Annotated in this window: 16 protein-coding genes; 6 read left to right on the top strand and 10 right to left on the bottom strand. The window is 67.7% G+C overall.

Annotation, left to right across the window (positions count from 1 at the left end; genetic code table 11):
- Positions 1-17 precede the first annotated feature (17 nt).
- The 4 genes from ACZ4WS_RS07080 to ACZ4WS_RS07065 form a co-directional block, all read right to left on the bottom strand.
- Positions 18-275: a hypothetical protein gene (locus ACZ4WS_RS07080; RefSeq protein ID WP_467977928.1), complete on the bottom strand. Its 258-nt coding sequence runs from the start codon at positions 273-275 to the stop codon at positions 18-20.
- Positions 272-619: a hypothetical protein gene (locus tag ACZ4WS_RS07075; RefSeq protein WP_467977926.1), complete on the bottom strand. Its 348-nt coding sequence runs from the start codon at positions 617-619 to the stop codon at positions 272-274. Before ACZ4WS_RS07075 ends, ACZ4WS_RS07080 begins: the two co-directional genes overlap by 4 nt.
- 176 nt (positions 620-795) lie before the next feature.
- Positions 796-1686 carry a helix-turn-helix domain-containing protein gene (locus tag ACZ4WS_RS07070; RefSeq protein WP_467977924.1) on the bottom strand — a complete coding sequence of 297 codons (891 nt, stop codon included), beginning with the start codon at positions 1684-1686 and terminating at the stop codon, positions 796-798.
- Positions 1687-1893: 207 nt separating this feature from the next.
- Positions 1894-2388 (bottom strand): ATP-binding protein, encoded by a 495-nt coding sequence (locus ACZ4WS_RS07065; protein ID WP_467977921.1) that lies wholly within the window; start codon positions 2386-2388, stop codon positions 1894-1896.
- Positions 2389-2542: 154 nt separating this feature from the next.
- Between ACZ4WS_RS07065 and ACZ4WS_RS07060 the strand changes: the two genes are divergently transcribed.
- Both ACZ4WS_RS07060 and ACZ4WS_RS07055 read left to right on the top strand, forming a co-directional pair.
- Positions 2543-3421, top strand: coding sequence for a helix-turn-helix domain-containing protein (locus ACZ4WS_RS07060; RefSeq protein ID WP_467978336.1), 879 nt, complete (start codon positions 2543-2545; stop codon positions 3419-3421).
- On the top strand, positions 3418-3690 hold the full coding sequence (locus ACZ4WS_RS07055) for a DUF397 domain-containing protein (protein ID WP_467977919.1): 273 nt from the start codon (positions 3418-3420) through the stop codon (positions 3688-3690). Before ACZ4WS_RS07060 ends, ACZ4WS_RS07055 begins: the two co-directional genes overlap by 4 nt.
- A gap of 174 nt (positions 3691-3864) precedes the next feature.
- Here the strand turns inward: ACZ4WS_RS07055 and ACZ4WS_RS07050 are convergent, their stop codons facing one another.
- A complete protein-coding gene (locus ACZ4WS_RS07050) occupies positions 3865-4059 on the bottom strand; it encodes a hypothetical protein (protein WP_467977917.1) in 195 nt (64 codons plus the stop codon).
- Between the two features lie 165 nt (positions 4060-4224).
- Between ACZ4WS_RS07050 and ACZ4WS_RS07045 the strand changes: the two genes are divergently transcribed.
- Positions 4225-6420 (top strand): S9 family peptidase, encoded by a 2196-nt coding sequence (locus ACZ4WS_RS07045; RefSeq protein WP_467977916.1) that lies wholly within the window; start codon positions 4225-4227, stop codon positions 6418-6420.
- A 150-nt stretch (positions 6421-6570) separates the two neighbouring features.
- Here ACZ4WS_RS07045 and ACZ4WS_RS07040 read toward each other — a convergent pair whose 3' ends face one another.
- From ACZ4WS_RS07040 to ACZ4WS_RS07020, 5 genes are read right to left on the bottom strand one after another with little or no spacing between them, the layout of a single operon-like run.
- Positions 6571-7671, bottom strand: a complete 1101-nt coding sequence (locus ACZ4WS_RS07040; RefSeq protein WP_467977914.1) for an ABC transporter ATP-binding protein — start codon at positions 7669-7671, stop codon at positions 6571-6573.
- Positions 7652-8638: an ABC transporter ATP-binding protein gene (locus ACZ4WS_RS07035; RefSeq protein WP_467977912.1), complete on the bottom strand. Its 987-nt coding sequence runs from the start codon at positions 8636-8638 to the stop codon at positions 7652-7654. Before ACZ4WS_RS07035 ends, ACZ4WS_RS07040 begins: the two co-directional genes overlap by 20 nt.
- 5 nt (positions 8639-8643) lie before the next feature.
- A complete protein-coding gene (locus tag ACZ4WS_RS07030) occupies positions 8644-9705 on the bottom strand; it encodes an ABC transporter permease (RefSeq protein WP_467977910.1) in 1062 nt (353 codons plus the stop codon).
- Positions 9698-10621 carry an ABC transporter permease gene (locus ACZ4WS_RS07025; protein WP_467977908.1) on the bottom strand — a complete coding sequence of 308 codons (924 nt, stop codon included), beginning with the start codon at positions 10619-10621 and terminating at the stop codon, positions 9698-9700. Before ACZ4WS_RS07025 ends, ACZ4WS_RS07030 begins: the two co-directional genes overlap by 8 nt.
- Before the next feature lie 51 nt (positions 10622-10672).
- Entirely contained in the window at positions 10673-12304 is a 1632-nt protein-coding gene (locus tag ACZ4WS_RS07020; RefSeq protein ID WP_467977906.1) for a peptide ABC transporter substrate-binding protein, read from the bottom strand.
- A gap of 490 nt (positions 12305-12794) precedes the next feature.
- On the opposite strand from ACZ4WS_RS07020, the gene ACZ4WS_RS07015 reads away from it, so the two are divergent.
- The 3 genes from ACZ4WS_RS07015 to ACZ4WS_RS07005 all read left to right on the top strand — a co-directional run bounded on the left by ACZ4WS_RS07015 (position 12795) and on the right by ACZ4WS_RS07005 (position 16768).
- Entirely contained in the window at positions 12795-13823 is a 1029-nt protein-coding gene (locus tag ACZ4WS_RS07015; protein ID WP_467977905.1) for an ABC transporter permease, read from the top strand.
- 75 nt (positions 13824-13898) lie between these two features.
- Positions 13899-15665 (top strand): ABC transporter substrate-binding protein, encoded by a 1767-nt coding sequence (locus ACZ4WS_RS07010; protein WP_467977903.1) that lies wholly within the window; start codon positions 13899-13901, stop codon positions 15663-15665.
- Between the two features lie 122 nt (positions 15666-15787).
- Positions 15788-16768 (top strand): ABC transporter permease, encoded by a 981-nt coding sequence (locus ACZ4WS_RS07005; RefSeq protein ID WP_467977901.1) that lies wholly within the window; start codon positions 15788-15790, stop codon positions 16766-16768.
- Position 16769: the final 1 nt, after the last annotated feature.

The following is a 16769-nucleotide window of genomic DNA, read 5'->3' as shown; positions in this document are numbered from 1 at the left end:
GCCGATGAGCCGACGGTTCAGAAACCCAGATACGTGATCTGGACGATGTAGACGCGCTCGCTTCGCACGACGACCTGGTACGTGAACATGCCGCCGGGGACGATGATGTCGCCGCCCTTCGGGTCGACCCCTCCGTGGGCCCGGCCGTGGACGTGGAAGGCTTCGGCCGCCCTGACCAGTTCGTCCGCCTTTCTTTCCACCCTGGCGAGGAAGTCGGCCGGAGCGGTACGAGCGGCTTGCTCCGCGCCGAAGGCGTACTCCCACTTCCAGCTCACGCGCGGACTGCCTTCATGGCCTCGTCCAGGACGGAGGTCAGTTCTCGCAGGGCTTCCTGAGCGGTGGCCGGATCTTCGTGTTCCAGATGGCTCTTCGCACGGGAGTAACGGGCGGACAGATCGGGGCGGCGCGCGATTTCGATGTCCCTGGCCCAGGTCAGGACCCAGCCCCGCACGGGGCTGAGGGACTGCCACTCGACCGCCTTGGCGAATGCCTCGTCCTTCTTGGCCTGCATCTCGCCCAGGCGGCCCGGGTCGACGACGGCGAGGGCCGCACGCAGGGCGTCAGGGGTGTGCTCGGGACGGGGGATCAGCTCGTGTCCGTGATCAGACTGGGTGCTCATCGTGTCCTCCTGGGGATGCCCCAGCCAGGGTATCGAGCCGGGGCGGCAGCCGAGCCGACCTCGGGCGGAGGCCGGAAGCGCGTCGGCGGAGATTCCGTCCACGGGTGGGGAGCTGACCATGGTGGGGCCCGGAGCCTTTCGTGTCGCGGAGCCGGTGATCTGAACAGGCGTGTGTGTCAGGCGGCCGCGGGAACGTCCACCCGACAGTCACGGCAGCGGCCGGGTTCGGGCGCGCGGAAGGCGCGGTCACAGCCGTCGCAGGTCTGGAGCGGGTGCCGGGTGGCCGGCGGTGGGGTGGGTGCGCGGAATGGGGGCGGGGGCGGCAGCTGGGTGGTGAGGCGGTGGGCCAGGAGGGCGGCGGGCCGCCGTAAACCCTCGGGCGGGAGGTCGGCGGTGAGCGCCTGTCGTACGGCGATGGCACTGACGTCTCGTTCCAGCCAGGCGGCGACGCCGGGGGCGAGGTGGGCCGTGTCGCAGGCGGAGAGGAGGAGGCGGGGGTCGTGGCGGCGGAGGTCCGCGAGGAGGGCGGCGGCGGCCTGGAGGAGGGCGGGGGCGGGGTACGCGGGGCGCGGGACGGCGGGGAGGGGCTTGCGGGGTGCGCGCTGCTTCGGCTGCGTCGGCTGCTTCGGGGTCACCGGGCCGTGGTCGACGGCTGCCTGGCGGTGGTGGCCGGGCTGGTTGCAGGAGATCGTGCGGGTGACGATGCGACCGCCGGGGGTGCGTTGACGTTCGCGGCGCAGGTAGCCGTGGGCCTCCAGCTCGCGCAGGGCGGCGGCGATACGCGTCGCGCCCTCGGGGAAGCGGGCGGCGAGGGTCTTGATGTCGACGCGGGCGCCTGCGGGGAGGGACTGGATGTAGACGGCCAGTCCGATGGCGAGGCCCGACAGCTCCGGGTGCTGGGCGAGGTGGTTGCCGATCACCGTGAAGCGGGTGGTGTGGCGGGCGTTGTCGTGAGTGAGGCCGCCGTGGCCGGAGTCTCCGGAGCGGGGGTGCCGCCGGTTCGGGTGTTTGTCGGCGGCAAGGCGGGACTGGGCGTGCGGGGGCACGCTAATGTCGTGCGTATCCATCAGGAAGGTCCGATCTTCCTCGGTGGTCAGGCCCTCGCATTGGGATTGCCGTCCCGGCGGGGGCCGTCGCATGTCTGCGGTTGTGTTGCGCCGAGCGTAGGCCAGGCAACCGGCCCGGAATCCAGCCGAGTTGGTGATGTTCACTCGCGCGAGTGAGGGGCATGCCGACGTGGGCGGGAGGGTGGGGTGGGGCTTGGTGGAGTCCTTTCACCCGCGTGGTTCTTTGGGAAGAGCGCCCCTGGCACCGGAGCACGTGCGGGCGGACTCCGGTGGGAGGGGTACGAGGTTCAGTTCCGCCCAGACCGTCTTGCGCGGGTGCGGCCCCTGGGCGACGCCCCACCGGTCGGCGAGCGCCTCGACAAGGACGAGACCCCGGCCGGACTCGGCGTCAGGGGTGGGGTCTTGGGGGCGGGGCAGGCGGTCGCCACAGGTGTCGGTCACCTCGATGCGCAGGGTGTCACCGACGACGTAGAGGGTGAGCCTGAAGTCCCGGCCAGGGACGCGACTGTGCGCGGCCGCGTTGGCCGCGAGTTCGGCGACGACTTGGCGTGCCGGGTCCAACGTGAGTTCCCAGGCCCGGAGTTGCTCGGTGGCGAGCAGGCGGGCGAGGCGGGCGCCGCGTGGCGTGGGTGACAGTCGCACGCTGAAGTCGCGGATGGAGTGGTCGAGTCGAGCCTCGGGGGCGGCGGTTTTCTGGATCACGTCACTCAGCGTGGCCGTCCGTGCCTACCGTGAACAGTGACAACTCCGTTGCGTACGGTGACTGTCCGGACGTTGTCCAGTCGTGTCCGGGCTGTCGGGAGCGGTCGTGCGGGTACGGGCGTCGCGGCACGGTCGTACGACGGAGGGGTGCGGGATGCGGCAGGTGGACGGCAGCGCGGCGCGGCTCAAGAGCGAGGCGGACGAGCCGGGTTGGGAGGTGGACCCGGACGACGACTGGGGTGTGGCGGTCGTCGCGACCGTGGGGCGGCAGTTGCGGCTGCGCCGGGAGGCCGTGGGGATGCGGGCCGCCGACTTCGGGGTGGCGGTCGGGTACGGCGAGGACTTGGTCTACAAGATCGAGAGCGGGAAGCGGATTCCACGGCTTGAGTACCTGGACAAGGCGGACGAGGTGCTGGGGGCGGGTGGGCTCATCTCCGCGATGAAGGAGGACGTGAAGAAGGTCAGTTACCCGAAGAAGGTGCGGGATCTGGCGAAGATGGAGGCGAAGGCGGTCGAGATCGGGGTGTACGAGTGCAACATCATCCCTGGGCTGTTGCAGACGCCGGAACATGCGCGTGCCCTGATCGAGGCAGCACAGCCGCCGTACTCACCGGGTGATGTGGAACGCATGGTCGCCGCTCGGTTGGCCCGGCGGTCGGTCTTTGAACGGGACCCGGCCCCGTCGATCCACTTCGTGCTGGAAGAGGCACCGCTGCGCAGACAGGTTCGGGGCACAATGGCCTGGCGACAGCAGCTCGAACATCTCCTGGAAGTGGGGCGGTTGCACCACGTCACGCTCCAGGTCATGCCGACGAACACCGACCCCCATCCCGGGCTGGACGGCAGGATCGAGTTGTTGAAGTTCCCGGACGGGACGGCGGCAGGGCGTTCCGACGGCGCCTTTAGTGGTCGGCCGATCACCGATCCAAAGCAGCTTCGCATCCTTGAGCTGCGATACGGCACCATCCGGGCGCAGGCTCTCCCACCACGGGAGTCGCTGGCCTTCATCGAGCAACTGCTGGGAGAAACATGATCCGCAAGGCCTCCGCAGGGGACGCCTCCGAACTGGCGTGGTTCAAGAGCAGCTACAGCGGCGGCACTGACGGCGAGTCCTGTGTTGAAGTCGCGCTGGCGTGGTTCAAGAGCAGTTACAGCAGTAGCTCCGAAGGCGACTCCTGCGTCGAACTCGCCACCACCCCCGGCACCGTCCACGTCCGCGACTCCAAGAACGTGGACGGCCCCCGCCTGGCCTTCTCCCCCGCCGCCTGGGCCGACTTCGTGCCGTACGCGTCCGAAGACTGACCGGCCCCGCTACTCGGTGGGTTGCCCGCAGCTCCGCGACCTGCGTCCGCAGCTCCTCGATCTGTTCGGCGTACGCGGTCTTGGTCTGCTGGGCACTGGCATGAGGGCCTCGGCCTCTTCACGGGCCCGCCGCGGGGATTCGGTCCCCGGCTCCTGGCACTCACCCAGCACCCGTCAGAACTTGATGCTGCCGATCATGCCCGCGATGTTCGTCGTCACCTCGTTGATCGTGGGAGCGACGGTGGAGGAGGCGAGGTAGAACCCGAGCAGGACACACACGATGGCGTGCGCGGCCTTCAACCCTGACTTCTTGACCAGGATGAAGACAATGATCGCCAGCAGCACCACCGCCGAAATCGAGAGTGCCACGGCAGTTCACCTCCAAAGATCACAAACAGAGCAGAGAAATTAGTACATCCATACAGCGGCCAGCAGGTTCATACCCACACAGCGCTAGTGATCATAACTATCCGTACGCGCGCATCGATCGGCGCACGGCCGCACAAGGGGGCGCATGGCCAATATGGTCGGGGCATGACGACCGAGCCTCTCTCCTTCCCGCGCCGGTACGCCCGCACCCAGCGGTTCACCCTCGGCGCGCCACACGCGTTCACCGTGTCGCCCGACGGTTCCCGGGTCGTGTTCCTGCGGTCCAGCTCCGGTACGGACCGGGCGAATCAGCTGTGGGTTCTCGACGTGGCGGACGGAGCGATGGGGGTCCCCCCGGCCGGAGGCTGGGGGAGGATCGCGGCCGATCCGGCGGCACTGCTCGGGGGTGCCACGGAACGCCTGTCGGCCGAGGAGCGGGCACGCCGCGAACGCAGCCGCGAGGGCGGTGCCGGGGTCGTCGCCTACGCCACCGACACGGCGGTCGAGTTGGCCTCTTTCGCGTTGTCGGGGCGGCTTTTCACAGCGGAGCTGCAGGCCGGCACGGCACGTGAACTGCGCGTACCGGGACCGGTGATCGACCCGCGCCCCTCGCCCGACGGACGGCTCGTCGCATACGTCGCCGGGGGCGCCCTCAGGGTGGTCGGCGCCGAGGGCGAGGACGACCGGGCGCTCGCGGAGCCGGAGCCGGCGGCGGGATCGGCGTCGGTTTCCTATGGGTTGGCCGAGTTCATCGCGGCCGAGGAGATGGGGCGTTCGCGCGGCTTCTGGTGGTCGCCGGAAGGGGACCGGCTGCTCGTCGCGCGGGTCGACGACACGCCCGTACGCCGCTGGTGGATCTCCGATCCGGCGCATCCCGAGCGCGATCCGCAGCGCGTCGCGTATCCGGTGGCGGGAAGCGACAACGCGGACGTACGGCTCTTCGTCATCGGTCTCGACGGGGTGCGCACGGAGGTCGTGTGGGACCGGCGCCGCTACCCGTATCTGGCACATGTGCACTGGTCAGCGGCGGGTGCCCCACTGATTCTGGTGCAGGCGCGGGACCAGCGCAGCCAGCTGTTCCTGGCCGTGTCGCCGGACACCGGGGCGACCCGGATGGTGCACGCGGACGAAGATCCACAATGGCTTGATCTTTTCCCCGGTGTGCCGTGCTGGAGCCCCGGCGGTCAGCTCGTGCGGATCGCCGACGAGGGCGGCGCCCGGGTGCTCGCGTTCGGCGAACGCCCGCTGACCGGACCGCAGTTGCATGTGCGCGCGGTGCTCGACGTGTCCGACGACGACGTGCTGATCTCGGCGTCTGCGGGCAAGGCGGCGACCGCGCCCGAAACAGGCGAAGTGCATGTGTACCGCGTCAACGAGCTCGGTATGGAACGCCTTTCGCAGGAGCCCGGCGTGCACTCCGCGGTGCGCGCCGGGGGCGTGACCGTGCTCGTGTCGGCGGCGCTCGACCAGCCGGGCGCCCAGGTGCAGGTGCTGCGCGAGGGCAAGCGAAGCGCGACGGGGGTCTCCCCGGCCGGAGGCTGGGGGAAGACGGCGACCGTGGCCTCGTACGCAGAACATCCCGGTTTGTCCCCGCGCGTAACCCTCACCCAGGGGGGCGCACGGAAAATCCCATGCGCCGTGCTTATGCCAACGGACTACCACGGTGACACCCCCCTGCCGGTCCTCATGGATCCCTACGGCGGCCCGCACGGCCCGCGCGTGCTGGCCGCGCACAACGCGCACCTCACCTCGCAGTGGTTCGCCGACCAGGGTTTCGCGGTGGTGGTCGCCGACGGCCGCGGCACCCCCGGCCGCTCCCCCGCCTGGGAGAAGGCGGTCCGCGACGACTTCACGCTCTCCCTCGACGACCAGATCGACGCGCTGCACGGTCTCGCGGAGACCTTCCCGCTGGATCTGTCCCGGGTGGCGATCCGCGGCTGGTCGTACGGCGGCTGGCTCGCGGGGCTGGCCGTGCTGCGCCGACCGGACGTCTTCCACGCGGGCATCGCGGGCGCTCCGGTCACGGACTGGCGGCTGTACGACACCCACTACACGGAGCGGTACCTGGGCAATCCGGCAGCGAGCCCGGACACGTACGCGAAGAGTTCACTGATCACCGACGAGGGACTCTCCGCGCCCGCCGAGCCGCACCGGCCGCTGATGATCGTGCACGGTCTCGCGGACGACAACGTGGTGGTGGCGCACGCCCTCCGGCTGTCCTCGGCGCTGCTGGCCGCGGGCCGCCCGCACGAGGTGCTGCCCCTCTCCGGTGTCACGCACATGACCCCGCAGGAGCAGGTCGCCGAGAACCTGCTGCTGCTCCAGGTGGACTTCCTGAAGCGCTCGCTGGGACTGGCGTAGGCGGGGCAACGGGCCGGGGAGACATGGCGCGCCCCGGCCCGTTTACGGCACCCGCACGGCCGTACGTTGTTCAGATTGACGCGTCCGTATATCGGGATGGCGTCAGCTAAGTTGCCTGCTTGTTAACGCAGTTGATGCGCATTTGTGCGGTTATTTTGGCTCGTCACCATGATCGTCCGGCGCTTTCTCCTGCGGCACGACCCGCTTCTCCTCCGCGAAATGACAGGCCGAGTCGTGCGCGGCCGGACCCTCGGTGAGGCGGAATTCCGCGGGCACCGCGAGCAGCGGCACCTCCAGCGTGCACCGCTCCTGCGCCTTCCAGCAGCGGGTGCGGAAGCGGCAGCCGGAGGGGATGTTCGCCGGGGACGGCACGTCTCCGGTGAGGATGATCCGCTCCCGGTGCTCACGGGCCTCGGGGTCGGGGACGGGCACGGCGGACAGCAGCGCCTGTGTATAAGGATGCGTCGGGTGGTCGTAGATCTCGGCGTCCTTGCCGGTCTCCACGATCCGCCCGAGGTACATCACACCGACCCGGTCGGAGATGTGCCGCACGATCGACAGGTCGTGCGCGATGAAGACGTAGCTCAGGTCGAACTCGTCCTGGAGCCTGTCCAGCAGGTTGATCACCTGGGCCTGCACGGAGACGTCGAGCGCGGAGACCGGCTCGTCCGCGACGATGATCTCGGGGCGCAGCGCCAGCCCCCGCGCGATGCCGATGCGCTGGCGCTGGCCGCCGGAGAACTGGTGCGGGTAGCGGTTGATGTACTCGGGGTTGAGCCCGACCACGTCCAGCAGGTCCTGGACCTTCCGCCGGCGGTCGCCCTTCGGCGCGACCTCGGGATGGATCTCGTACGGCTCCCCGATGATGTCGCCGACGGTCATCCGGGGGTTGAGCGAGGTGTACGGGTCCTGGAAGACCATCTGGATGTTGCGGCGTACTGCCTTCAGCGCACGCCCCGACAGTTTGGTGATGTCCTCGCCCTTGTACTTGATCGTCCCGGCCGTCGGCTTCTCCAGGTTGACCAGCATCTTGGCGACCGTCGACTTGCCGCAGCCGGACTCGCCGACGATGCCGAGGGTCTCGCCCCGGCCCAGCACGAAGTCGACGCCGTCGACGGCCTTGACCGCGCCGACCTGCTTCTTGAAGAGGATGCCCTGGGTGAGCGGGTAGTGCTTGACGAGCCCGCTGACCTCCAGGAGCGCCTCAGGCACCGAGCCCTCCCGACTCGCCTCAGTCGCTGTCCCGGCCATCGCGGCACTCCCTCCAGAAGAAGCAGGCGCTCCTGCGCTCCTCGTCCACCTCGAACAGCGGCGGCACGTCGGTCCGGCAGATGTCCTGGGCCATCGGGCAGCGCGGGTTGAAGGCGCAGCCCGGCGGGATGTGCATCAGGTTGGGCGGCAGGCCCTTGATGGCGTAGAGCTCCTGGCCCTTCTGGTCGAGCCGCGGGATCGACTCCAGGAGCCCCTTCGTATAGGGGTGCGCCGGGGCTTTGTAGATGTCGTGGACCGGCGCCGACTCGACGATCCGGCCCGCGTACATCACGGCGATCTTGTCGGCGACGTCCGCGACCACGCCGAGGTCATGGGTGATGAGGATGAGCCCCATGTTGAGCTCGCGCTGGAGCTCGGCGAGCAGGTCCATGACCTGGGCCTGGACGGTGACGTCGAGCGCGGTGGTGGGTTCGTCGGCGATGATCAGCGCGGGTTCGAGGGCCAGCGCCATGGCGATCATGATGCGCTGGCGCATCCCGCCGGAGAACTGGTGCGGATAGTCGCGCACCCGGTCGGCGGCGGCCGGGATCCGTACCCGGTCCATCAGCTCGATCGACTTGGCGCGGGCGTCCTTGCGGGACATCCCGCGGTGCACGGTGAACATCTCGCCGAGCTGGTCGCCGACGCTGAGCACCGGGTTCAGGGAGGACAGCGCGTCCTGGAAGATCATCGCCATCTCGGCGCCGCGCACCTTGCGCCGCTCGTCCTCCTTGAGCTTGAGCAAGTCCTTGCCCTGGAAGAGGACTTCGCCAGCGGTGATCTTCCCGGGCGGCATGTCGAGGATGCCCATCACGGCCTGCGCGGTCACCGACTTGCCGGAGCCGGACTCGCCGAGCACGGCGAGCGTCTCGCCCTCGTCCACGCTGTAGGTGACCCCGTTGACGGCCTTGGCGACCCCGTCCCTGGTCCGGAACTCCACGTGCAGATCGCGCACTTCGAGCAGCACGGCCGTCACCTCAGCTTCGGGTCGAGGGCGTCGCGCACCGCGTCGCCGAGCATGATGAACGCGAGCACGGTGATCGCGAGGGCACCGGCGGGCCACAGCAGCATGTGCGGGGCGTTGCGGATGTAGGCGGAGGCCGAGGAGATGTCGATGCCCCAGCTGACCGTCGGCGGCTTCAGCCCGACGCCGAGGTAGGAGAGCGTCGCCTCCAGGGAGATGTACGTACCGAGCGCGATCGTCGACACGACGATCACCGGCGCGACGGCGTTGGGCGTGATGTGCCGCAGCATCAGCCGCGAGTTGGAGGCACCGAGCGCGCGGGCCGCCTGCACGTAGTCGTTCTGCTTGGTGGTGATGACGGAGCCGCGGGCGATCCGGGAGACCTGCGGCCAGCCGAGCAGCACCATGAACCCGATGACCGGCCAGATCGTATTGCTGGTCACCACGGAGAGGAGGACCAGACCGCCGAGCACGACGGGGATGGCGAAGAAGATGTCGGTGATCCGGGACAGAACCGCGTCCCCCGCCTTGCCGAAGAACCCGGCGAGCCCGCCGAGCACCGAGCCGAGGATCGCGACGCCGAGGGTGGCGCAGACGCCGACGCTGATCGAGACGCGGGTCCCGTACACCACCCGCGTGTAGACGTCGCAGCCCTGGCCGTCGAACCCGAAGGGGTGTCCGGGCTGGGAGCCCTCCTGAGCCTTGGCGAGGTCGCACTTGAGGGGGTTCTGGGAGGCGATCAGCGAGGGCCACAGGGAGATGACGACCAGGAAGAGGATGACGAGCGCGGAGATGATGAAGACGGGGTTGCGCCGCAGGTCGCGCCAGGCGTCGGACCAGAGGCTTCTGGGCTTCTCCTGCGGCCCCGTGCCTTCCGGTCCGCCCGGAGCCCGTCCGCCGGAGGCGGCTGATGGATGCTGCTCCAGAGTCTCCGCCTCGCTGGTGCCGAGGTCCATGGTTCCCCCCATGCCGGTCGGGGCGATGGCGAGGTCCTCCGGGGGAGGACCTGCCTGCCCCCCAGGTCCCTGCCCCCCGATGGCCTCTGGCTCGTACGGCGGCTGCTCAGGCATAGCGGATCCTGGGGTCGAGTACGGCGTAGAGGAGGTCGACGAGCAGGTTGGCGACCAGGAAGACGAGGACGAGGACGGTCACGAACCCGACGACCGTCTGGGTGTTCTGGTGCACGATGCCCTGATAGAGCTGATAGCCGACGCCGTGGATGTTGAAGATCCGCTCGGTGACGATCGCGCCGCCCATCAGCGCACCGATGTCGGTGCCGATGAAGGTGACCACGGGGATCAGCGAGTTGCGCAGCAGGTGCTTGGTGATCACCCGGTGCCGGGGCAGGCCCTTGGCGATGGCCGTACGGACGTAGTCGGACCGTTTGTTCTCCGCGATGGAGGTCCGGGTCAGCCGGGTCACGTAGGCGAGGGAGATGGAGGCCAGGACCAGGCCCGGCACGATCAGTTCGCCGATCGTGGCGTCCGTGGAGACGGACGGTTTGATCCAGCCCCACTCGACGCCGAGCAGCAGCTGGAGCAGCAGACCGGTGACGAAGGTCGGCACCGAGATGACGACGAGGGTGAGCAGCAGGACGCCGGTGTCGACGGGCCGCCCGCGGCGCAGGCCGGTGATGACGCCGAGCACGATGCCGATGACGATCTCGAAGAGGATCGCGACGATCGTCAGCCGGATGGTGACCGGGAAGGCGGTCTTCATCAGTTCGGTGACCTCCTGCCCGTTGAAGGCGGTGCCGAAGTCGCCGGTGAAGACGTTGCCCATGTAGGTCAGGTATTGCTGCCACACGGGCTTGTCGAGGCCGAACTCCTTGCGCAGCTGGGCGGCCGTGGCGGGGTCGCACTGCTTGTCGCCGCACAGGCCCGCGATGGGGTCGCCCATCACGTTCACCATCAGGAAGATCAGCAGTGTGGCGCCGATGAAGACCGGGATCATCTGCAGCAGACGCCGGATTACGTACCGTCCCATGAGGGCTCCGGAGGTAGTGGGACAGCCGTGGTGAACGGCTGTCCCCGCGGCTCAGCTGACCGTGATCTCGTTGTAGACGGGGACGCTGAACTGGTTGAGCGCCACGTTGGAGATCTTGTCCGAGTAGCCTGCGCTGCCGTTCTGGTACCAGAGGGGGATGGCGGCCATGTTGTCCCGTACGACGCCCTCGGCCTGCTGGAAGAGCTTGACGGCCTTGGCCCGGTCGGTCTCGGCGTTCGCCTGGTCGACGAGCTTGTCGAAGTCCTTGTTGGACCACTTGCCGTCGTTGGAGGAGGCGTTGGTGTAGTACAGCGGCTGGAGGAAGTTCTGGATCAGCGGGTAGTCCATCTGCCAGCCGGCCCGGAACGGACCCGGCATCTTGTGCCGGCCGATCTGGTTGCGGAAGTCGGCGAAGGTGCCGATCGGGTTGCCGACGCAGGCCTTGTCGTTGCCGAGCGCGTTGTTGATGGAGTTGCAGACGGCGTCGATCCACTCCTTGTGCGAGCCGGTGTCCGCGTTGTACGAGAGCTTGATCTGCCCGCCGGGCAGGCCGCCGCCCTCCTGGATCAGCTTCTTCGCCTGCGCGGGGTCGTACGTGCAGGAGTCGCCGCACAGCCCGTCCTGGAAGCCGCCGTCCGTGCCGAGCACCGGTGAGGTCCAGTCGGTGGCCGGGGTGCGGGTCTTCTGGAAGATCGTGTTGGTGATCTGGTCGCGGTTGATCGCCATGGACAGGCCCTGGCGGACCTTCACCGCCCCGCTCGTGTCCCAGTTCTTGTCATAGAACGGGAAAGCGAGCGTCTGGATGATGCCGGCCGGTGTATTGATGTAGCGATCACCGAGGTCGCTCTTCACGTTCTTGAGCTGAGAGGCGGGCACGTCGTCGACAAGGTCGAGGTTGCCGGCCAGCAGGTCGGTGTAGGCCGTGTTGTTGTCGGTGTAGACCTTGAGGTCCACGCCATCGTTCTGCGCCTTGTCGTCGCCGGAGTAGCCGTCCCACTTCCGCAGGGACATCACCGAGCCCTTGGTGTAGGAGTCGATGGTGTACGGCCCGTTCCCGACCGGCTTCTTCACCCAGGCCGCGTGGTCGTCGAAGAACGCCGTGGGCAGCGGCGCGTACGCCACATAGCCGAGGGTGTCGGGGAACGTCGAGAACTTCTGGTTGAGCTTGACGGTGAAGGTGTCCGTGCCCGTCACCTTGAGCCCGGAGAGAGTGTCGGCGCTCTGCGTCCCGGCGTCGGGGTGGACCTTGTCGTATCCCTCGATGTATCCGAAGAAGTACGCGTTCTTCTGGTTGTTCTTGAGGCTGGCCCCGTAGTTCCACGCGTCGACGAAGGACTTCGCGGTGACGGCCTCGCCATTGCTGAATTTCCAGCCGTCCTTGATCGTGATCGTGAAGTTCTGCGAGTCGGACGTATCGATCTTGTCGGCGAGCATGTCCTCGGCCGCGCCGGTCTTGGCGTCGTAGCGCTTCAGGCCGCGGAAGAGCATGTCGAGGACCTTGCCGCCCTGCACCTCGTTGGTGTTGGCCGGTTCCAGCGGGTTCTGCGGGTCCCCCCAGGAGGAGGAGACGATCCCGGAGCCGTTGCCGCCACCGCCGCTGCTCCCTCCGCCCCCGCAGGCGGTTGCCGCGAGGGCTACCACCGCCGCGCATGCGGCCCATTTGGCGTGCGTGGCTCCACGCATGGAGTGCCTCCTCAAGAGTGCGCTGTGCCGCCGGCGCCGGGGCGTCGGACTCCGGCTCCGGTGCGCTGTACCTTTAGCGCCCAATATCGGGGCATACAGGGCGCATCGCACATTCACTCCACCCTTCCGGGTGCCAATGTCATCCAGATGATTCGGATGCGGACACTCCGGATCCCGGACGCAATGGATCTTTGCCGTTCGATGCGCAACCGTTGGATTGAGTGCACCGGATGTACGCATTCCGAGACTCTGGCGTCCGCTTATCGAACTCCTTGCCCGATTAGCGCAGTTGGTCCGATTCCGGACACAGAACGGCCACAGTGCGCTACACGCGTAGTTACGCTAAGGTCAAGTCCAGGCAAAGAAGGTAAAGAGAAACCCAAGGCGACCGAGAATTTATTGACCTTGAATGAATTGCGTTGAAAAAGTCCGGCGTAGCCCGTAGGGAGCGCCCTGCGGAGCCCTTGACGTCCTTCGGGCCTGGAGCACCATGACCCCCCCTACTCCTTCCGCGGCCGCCCCGCTTGAGGTGACCGACGAGAGCGTCGAGAAATCGGCGCCCTCTCCCGCCACCAAGGCCAACGAGAGCCGGTCCCCGGGACAGCTCGCATGGCTCCGCTTCAAACGGGATCGCACGGGCGTCATATCGGCGTGCATCGTGATCTTCTTCTTCGTGATCGCGATCGCCGCTCCGCTCATAGCCAAGCTGTACGGCAAGGACCCGTACACGACATATGGCATCAACATCCCCGGCCTGCTCGCCGACAACAGCCTGCCGGTGGCCCCCAACGGCGGCATCAGCAGCGACTACTGGTTCGGCATCGAGCCCCAGCTCGGCCGGGACGTCTTCACCTTCCTGCTCTACGGGATCCGCAACTCGCTGCTGATCGCCGCGGCGGTCACGGTCCTCGTCGTGATCATCGGTGTGGCGGTGGGCATCACCGCGGGCTATCTGGGCGGCAAGACCGACTGGTTCATCGGCCGGGTCATCGACATCCTGCTCGCCTTCCCCTCCCAGCTGTTCTTCGTCGCGTTCACCCCCGTGGTGCTGGCGCTGTTCGTCTCCGCCGACGAGAACACGCCGGTCTGGCTCACCGTGGTCTGCCTCATCGGCATCCTCACCGTCTTCGGCTGGGCCTCCATCGCCCGACTGCTGCGCGGCCAGGTACTGGCCCTGCGCGAGCGGGAGTTCGTCGAGGCCGCCAAGGTCACGGGCGCGTCTCCGGCACGCATCATCTTCAAGGAGCTGCTGCCCAACCTCTGGACCCCGATCCTGATCCAGGCAACGCTCAACCTGCCGCTGATGGTCACCACGGAGGCGGGTCTCGCCTTCCTCGGTGTCGGCATCCAGGACCCGACCCCCGACTGGGGCGTCATGATCGGACGCGCCGCCTCGATCTACCAGGACGACATCACCTTCCTGCTCTTCCCCGGTCTGACCATGGTGATCTTCGTCCTGGCGTTCAACCTCCTCGGCGACTCGATGCGCGACGCGCTCGACCCGAAGACCAAGCGCTGACTCCGGCTCTTCAGGACCACGGCAACGATGCCGGGTGCCGGCTTCTCTCATCACACTCACTCAAGGCAGGATGCGATGTCGTTTTCGCGTAGAAACTTCCTGATCGCCACCGGTGTTGCGGCCGCGGCGGGCTCGGTGCTGACCGCGTGCAGCAGCGGCAACTCCGGCAGCAGCGGTGGCACCGGCGGCAAGCAGGGCGCCGCCAAGGCAGACACCACGGTGGTCAAGATCGGCACCAAGGCCGACTCCACCGGTCCGGCCCCCGAGGTTTCCGGCGCCACCAAGGGCGGCACCGTCTACCTGCTGAACGACGACGACGAGTCGCACCTCGACCCGCAGCGCATCTACTACGCGTGGAACTCGCTCGCGTCGATCGTGCTCAACCGCGCCCTGACCGGCTACAAGGTCGCCGACGACGGCACCATGACCCTGGTCGGCGACCTCGCCACCGACACGGGCACCATGTCGGACGGCGGCAAGACCTGGGCCTTCACCCTGAAGGACGGCGTCAAGTGGGAGGACGGCACCGACGTCACCGTCGACGACGTCCGGCACGGCATCGAGCGCGCCTTCGCCAGCTACATCACTGAGGGCGCCATGTACGTCCAGCAGTGGCTGACAGGCTCGCAGGACTACCGCAAGTCCTACTCGGGCCCGTACAAGGGCAAGCACCTGAAGTCGATCGAGACCAGCGGCAAGACGGTCACGTTCCACCTCTCCGAGGCGCGCCCCGACTTCAACTACGTCGTCGCGATGAGCACGTACGCGCCGACCACGGTGAAGAAGGACACCAAGGAGGACTACGACAAGAAGCCGCTCTCCAACGGTCCTTACCGGGTGAAGTCGCACGTCACCGACAAGTCGATGGTCCTGGTCCGCAACGAGCACTGGGACGCGGCCACCGACCCGATCCGCAACGCCTACCCGGACGAGTTCGACTTCAGCTTCGGCATCGAGCAGCTCACCGCCATCGACCGCCTGCTGGCCGACTCCGGCAAGGACCAGTACGCCGTGTCCTGGCGCACGATCCCCCAGGAGCGCATCGCCAAGGCGCAGTCGACGGCCAAGGACCGCATCTTCGAGGAGCTCGGCAGCGGCGTCAGCGTCTACTGGATCAACACGACCCGGATCACGGACAAGTCCGTCCGCGAGGCCATCATCAAGGCCTGGCCGACCGCCGCGATCCGCCAGCTGCAGGGCGGCTCGGTGCGTGGTGACTACGCCACCGGCATCATGAGCCCGCTCGTCGCCGGCTACGAGTCGCAGGACGTCTGGGGCAAGCTGAAGACCCCGGCGGGCGACCCGGCTGCCGCGAAGAAGATCCTCGCGAAGGCCGGCAAGACCGGTCAGAAGATCGTCTACGCCTACCAGCAGGACGACACCCAGTCGAAGATCAAGGTCGTCATCGAGCAGGCCCTCAAGGCGGCCGGCTTCGACGTGGTCACCAAGGGCATCGACTCGACGACCTGGTACGACCAGACCGGCAAGGTCGCCAACCCGTACGACGTGTACTGGGGTGGCTGGTCCGCCGACTGGCCGACCGGTTACTCGGTCTTCCAGCCGCTGTTCGACAGCAAGGGCATCACCGACGGCGGTTCGAACTACTCGCACCTCAAGGACCCGGCCGTCGACGCCGCCATCAAGGCCGCCACGGCCGAGACGGACCAGACCAAGGCCAACAAGATGTGGGCGGCCCTGGACAAGCAGGTCACGGAGACGGCGTCGTTCATCCCCGACGTCTACATGCGCCGTATCTACCTGCACGGTTCCAAGCTCGGCAACGTGAAGATGGACCCGAACTTCGACGGTTGCATGCTCTACAAGATGTACGTCAAGTCCTGATCCACACCTGATGGGTGGGGCGGCGCGAGCCGCCCCACCCTCGGCCCCGCCTTCCGTGGCCTCTCGTCACACCCGGTCCGAACTCGCTCCGCACGACGGCCCATCCCAGGAAAGCCACTCCCATGCTTCGCTTCCTCGTCCGCCGCATCCTCGGCGCCGTGATAACGCTGGTGATCATCAGCGCCGTCACGTTCATGCTCTTCTACGCGGTGCCGCGCGATCCGGCCCGGATGGCCTGCGGCAAGCTCTGCACCCCGGAGACGCTCGAGCTGATCCGCCACAACATGGGGATCACGGACCCGCTGCCCCTGCAGTACTGGCACTGGCTGACGGGCATCTTCCTCGGCCGGGACTTCACGTCCTACGGCCACTGCAACGCGCCGTGCCTGGGCTACTCGTTCGTCAACCGCGAGCCGGTCCTCGCCACGATCATGGACCGGTTCCCGACGACCATCTCGCTCGCCCTCGGCTCGTCCGTGGTGTTCCTCATCGGCGGTATCGGCGCCGGCATGATCGCCGCCGTCAAGCAGGGAAAGGCGCTCGACAAGATCGCCAGCAGCGCCTCGCTGATCGCCTCGTCGATGCAGATCTACTTCGTGGGCACGCTGGCCCTGTACTTCTTCGTGTACCAGTGGCACATCCTGGACCAGCCCTCGTACACGGACTTCACCAAGAACCCGGCCGAGTGGGCCAACGGACTGCTGCTTCCCTGGCTGGTCCTGGCGCTGATCTGGACCGCGAACTACACCCGCATGACGCGCTCCCAACTGGTCGAGACGCTCAGCGAGGACTACGTCCGCACCGCCCGCGCCAAGGGGCTCTCCAGCAGAAACGTCTTCTTCCGCTTCGCCTGGCGCGGCGCGATGGGACCGATCGTCACCATCTTCGGCATCGACCTCGGCGTCCTGCTCGGCGGCGCGATGATCACCGAGAAGACCTTCAGTCTTCAGGGCATCGGCATGCTCTCCGTCAAGTCCGTGCTGACGAACGACCTGCCCATGCTGCTCGGCATCATGGTGATCACCGCATCCTTCGTGGTGATCGCCAACATCATCGTGGATGCCCTGTACGCCCTGATCGACCCGCGTATCCGGCTCGCCTGAT

Source organism: Streptomyces sp. NPDC029292 (genome assembly GCF_055569295.1).
The sequence above is the reverse complement of the archived record's forward strand: the minus strand, read 5'-3'. Positions and strand labels throughout refer to the sequence as shown.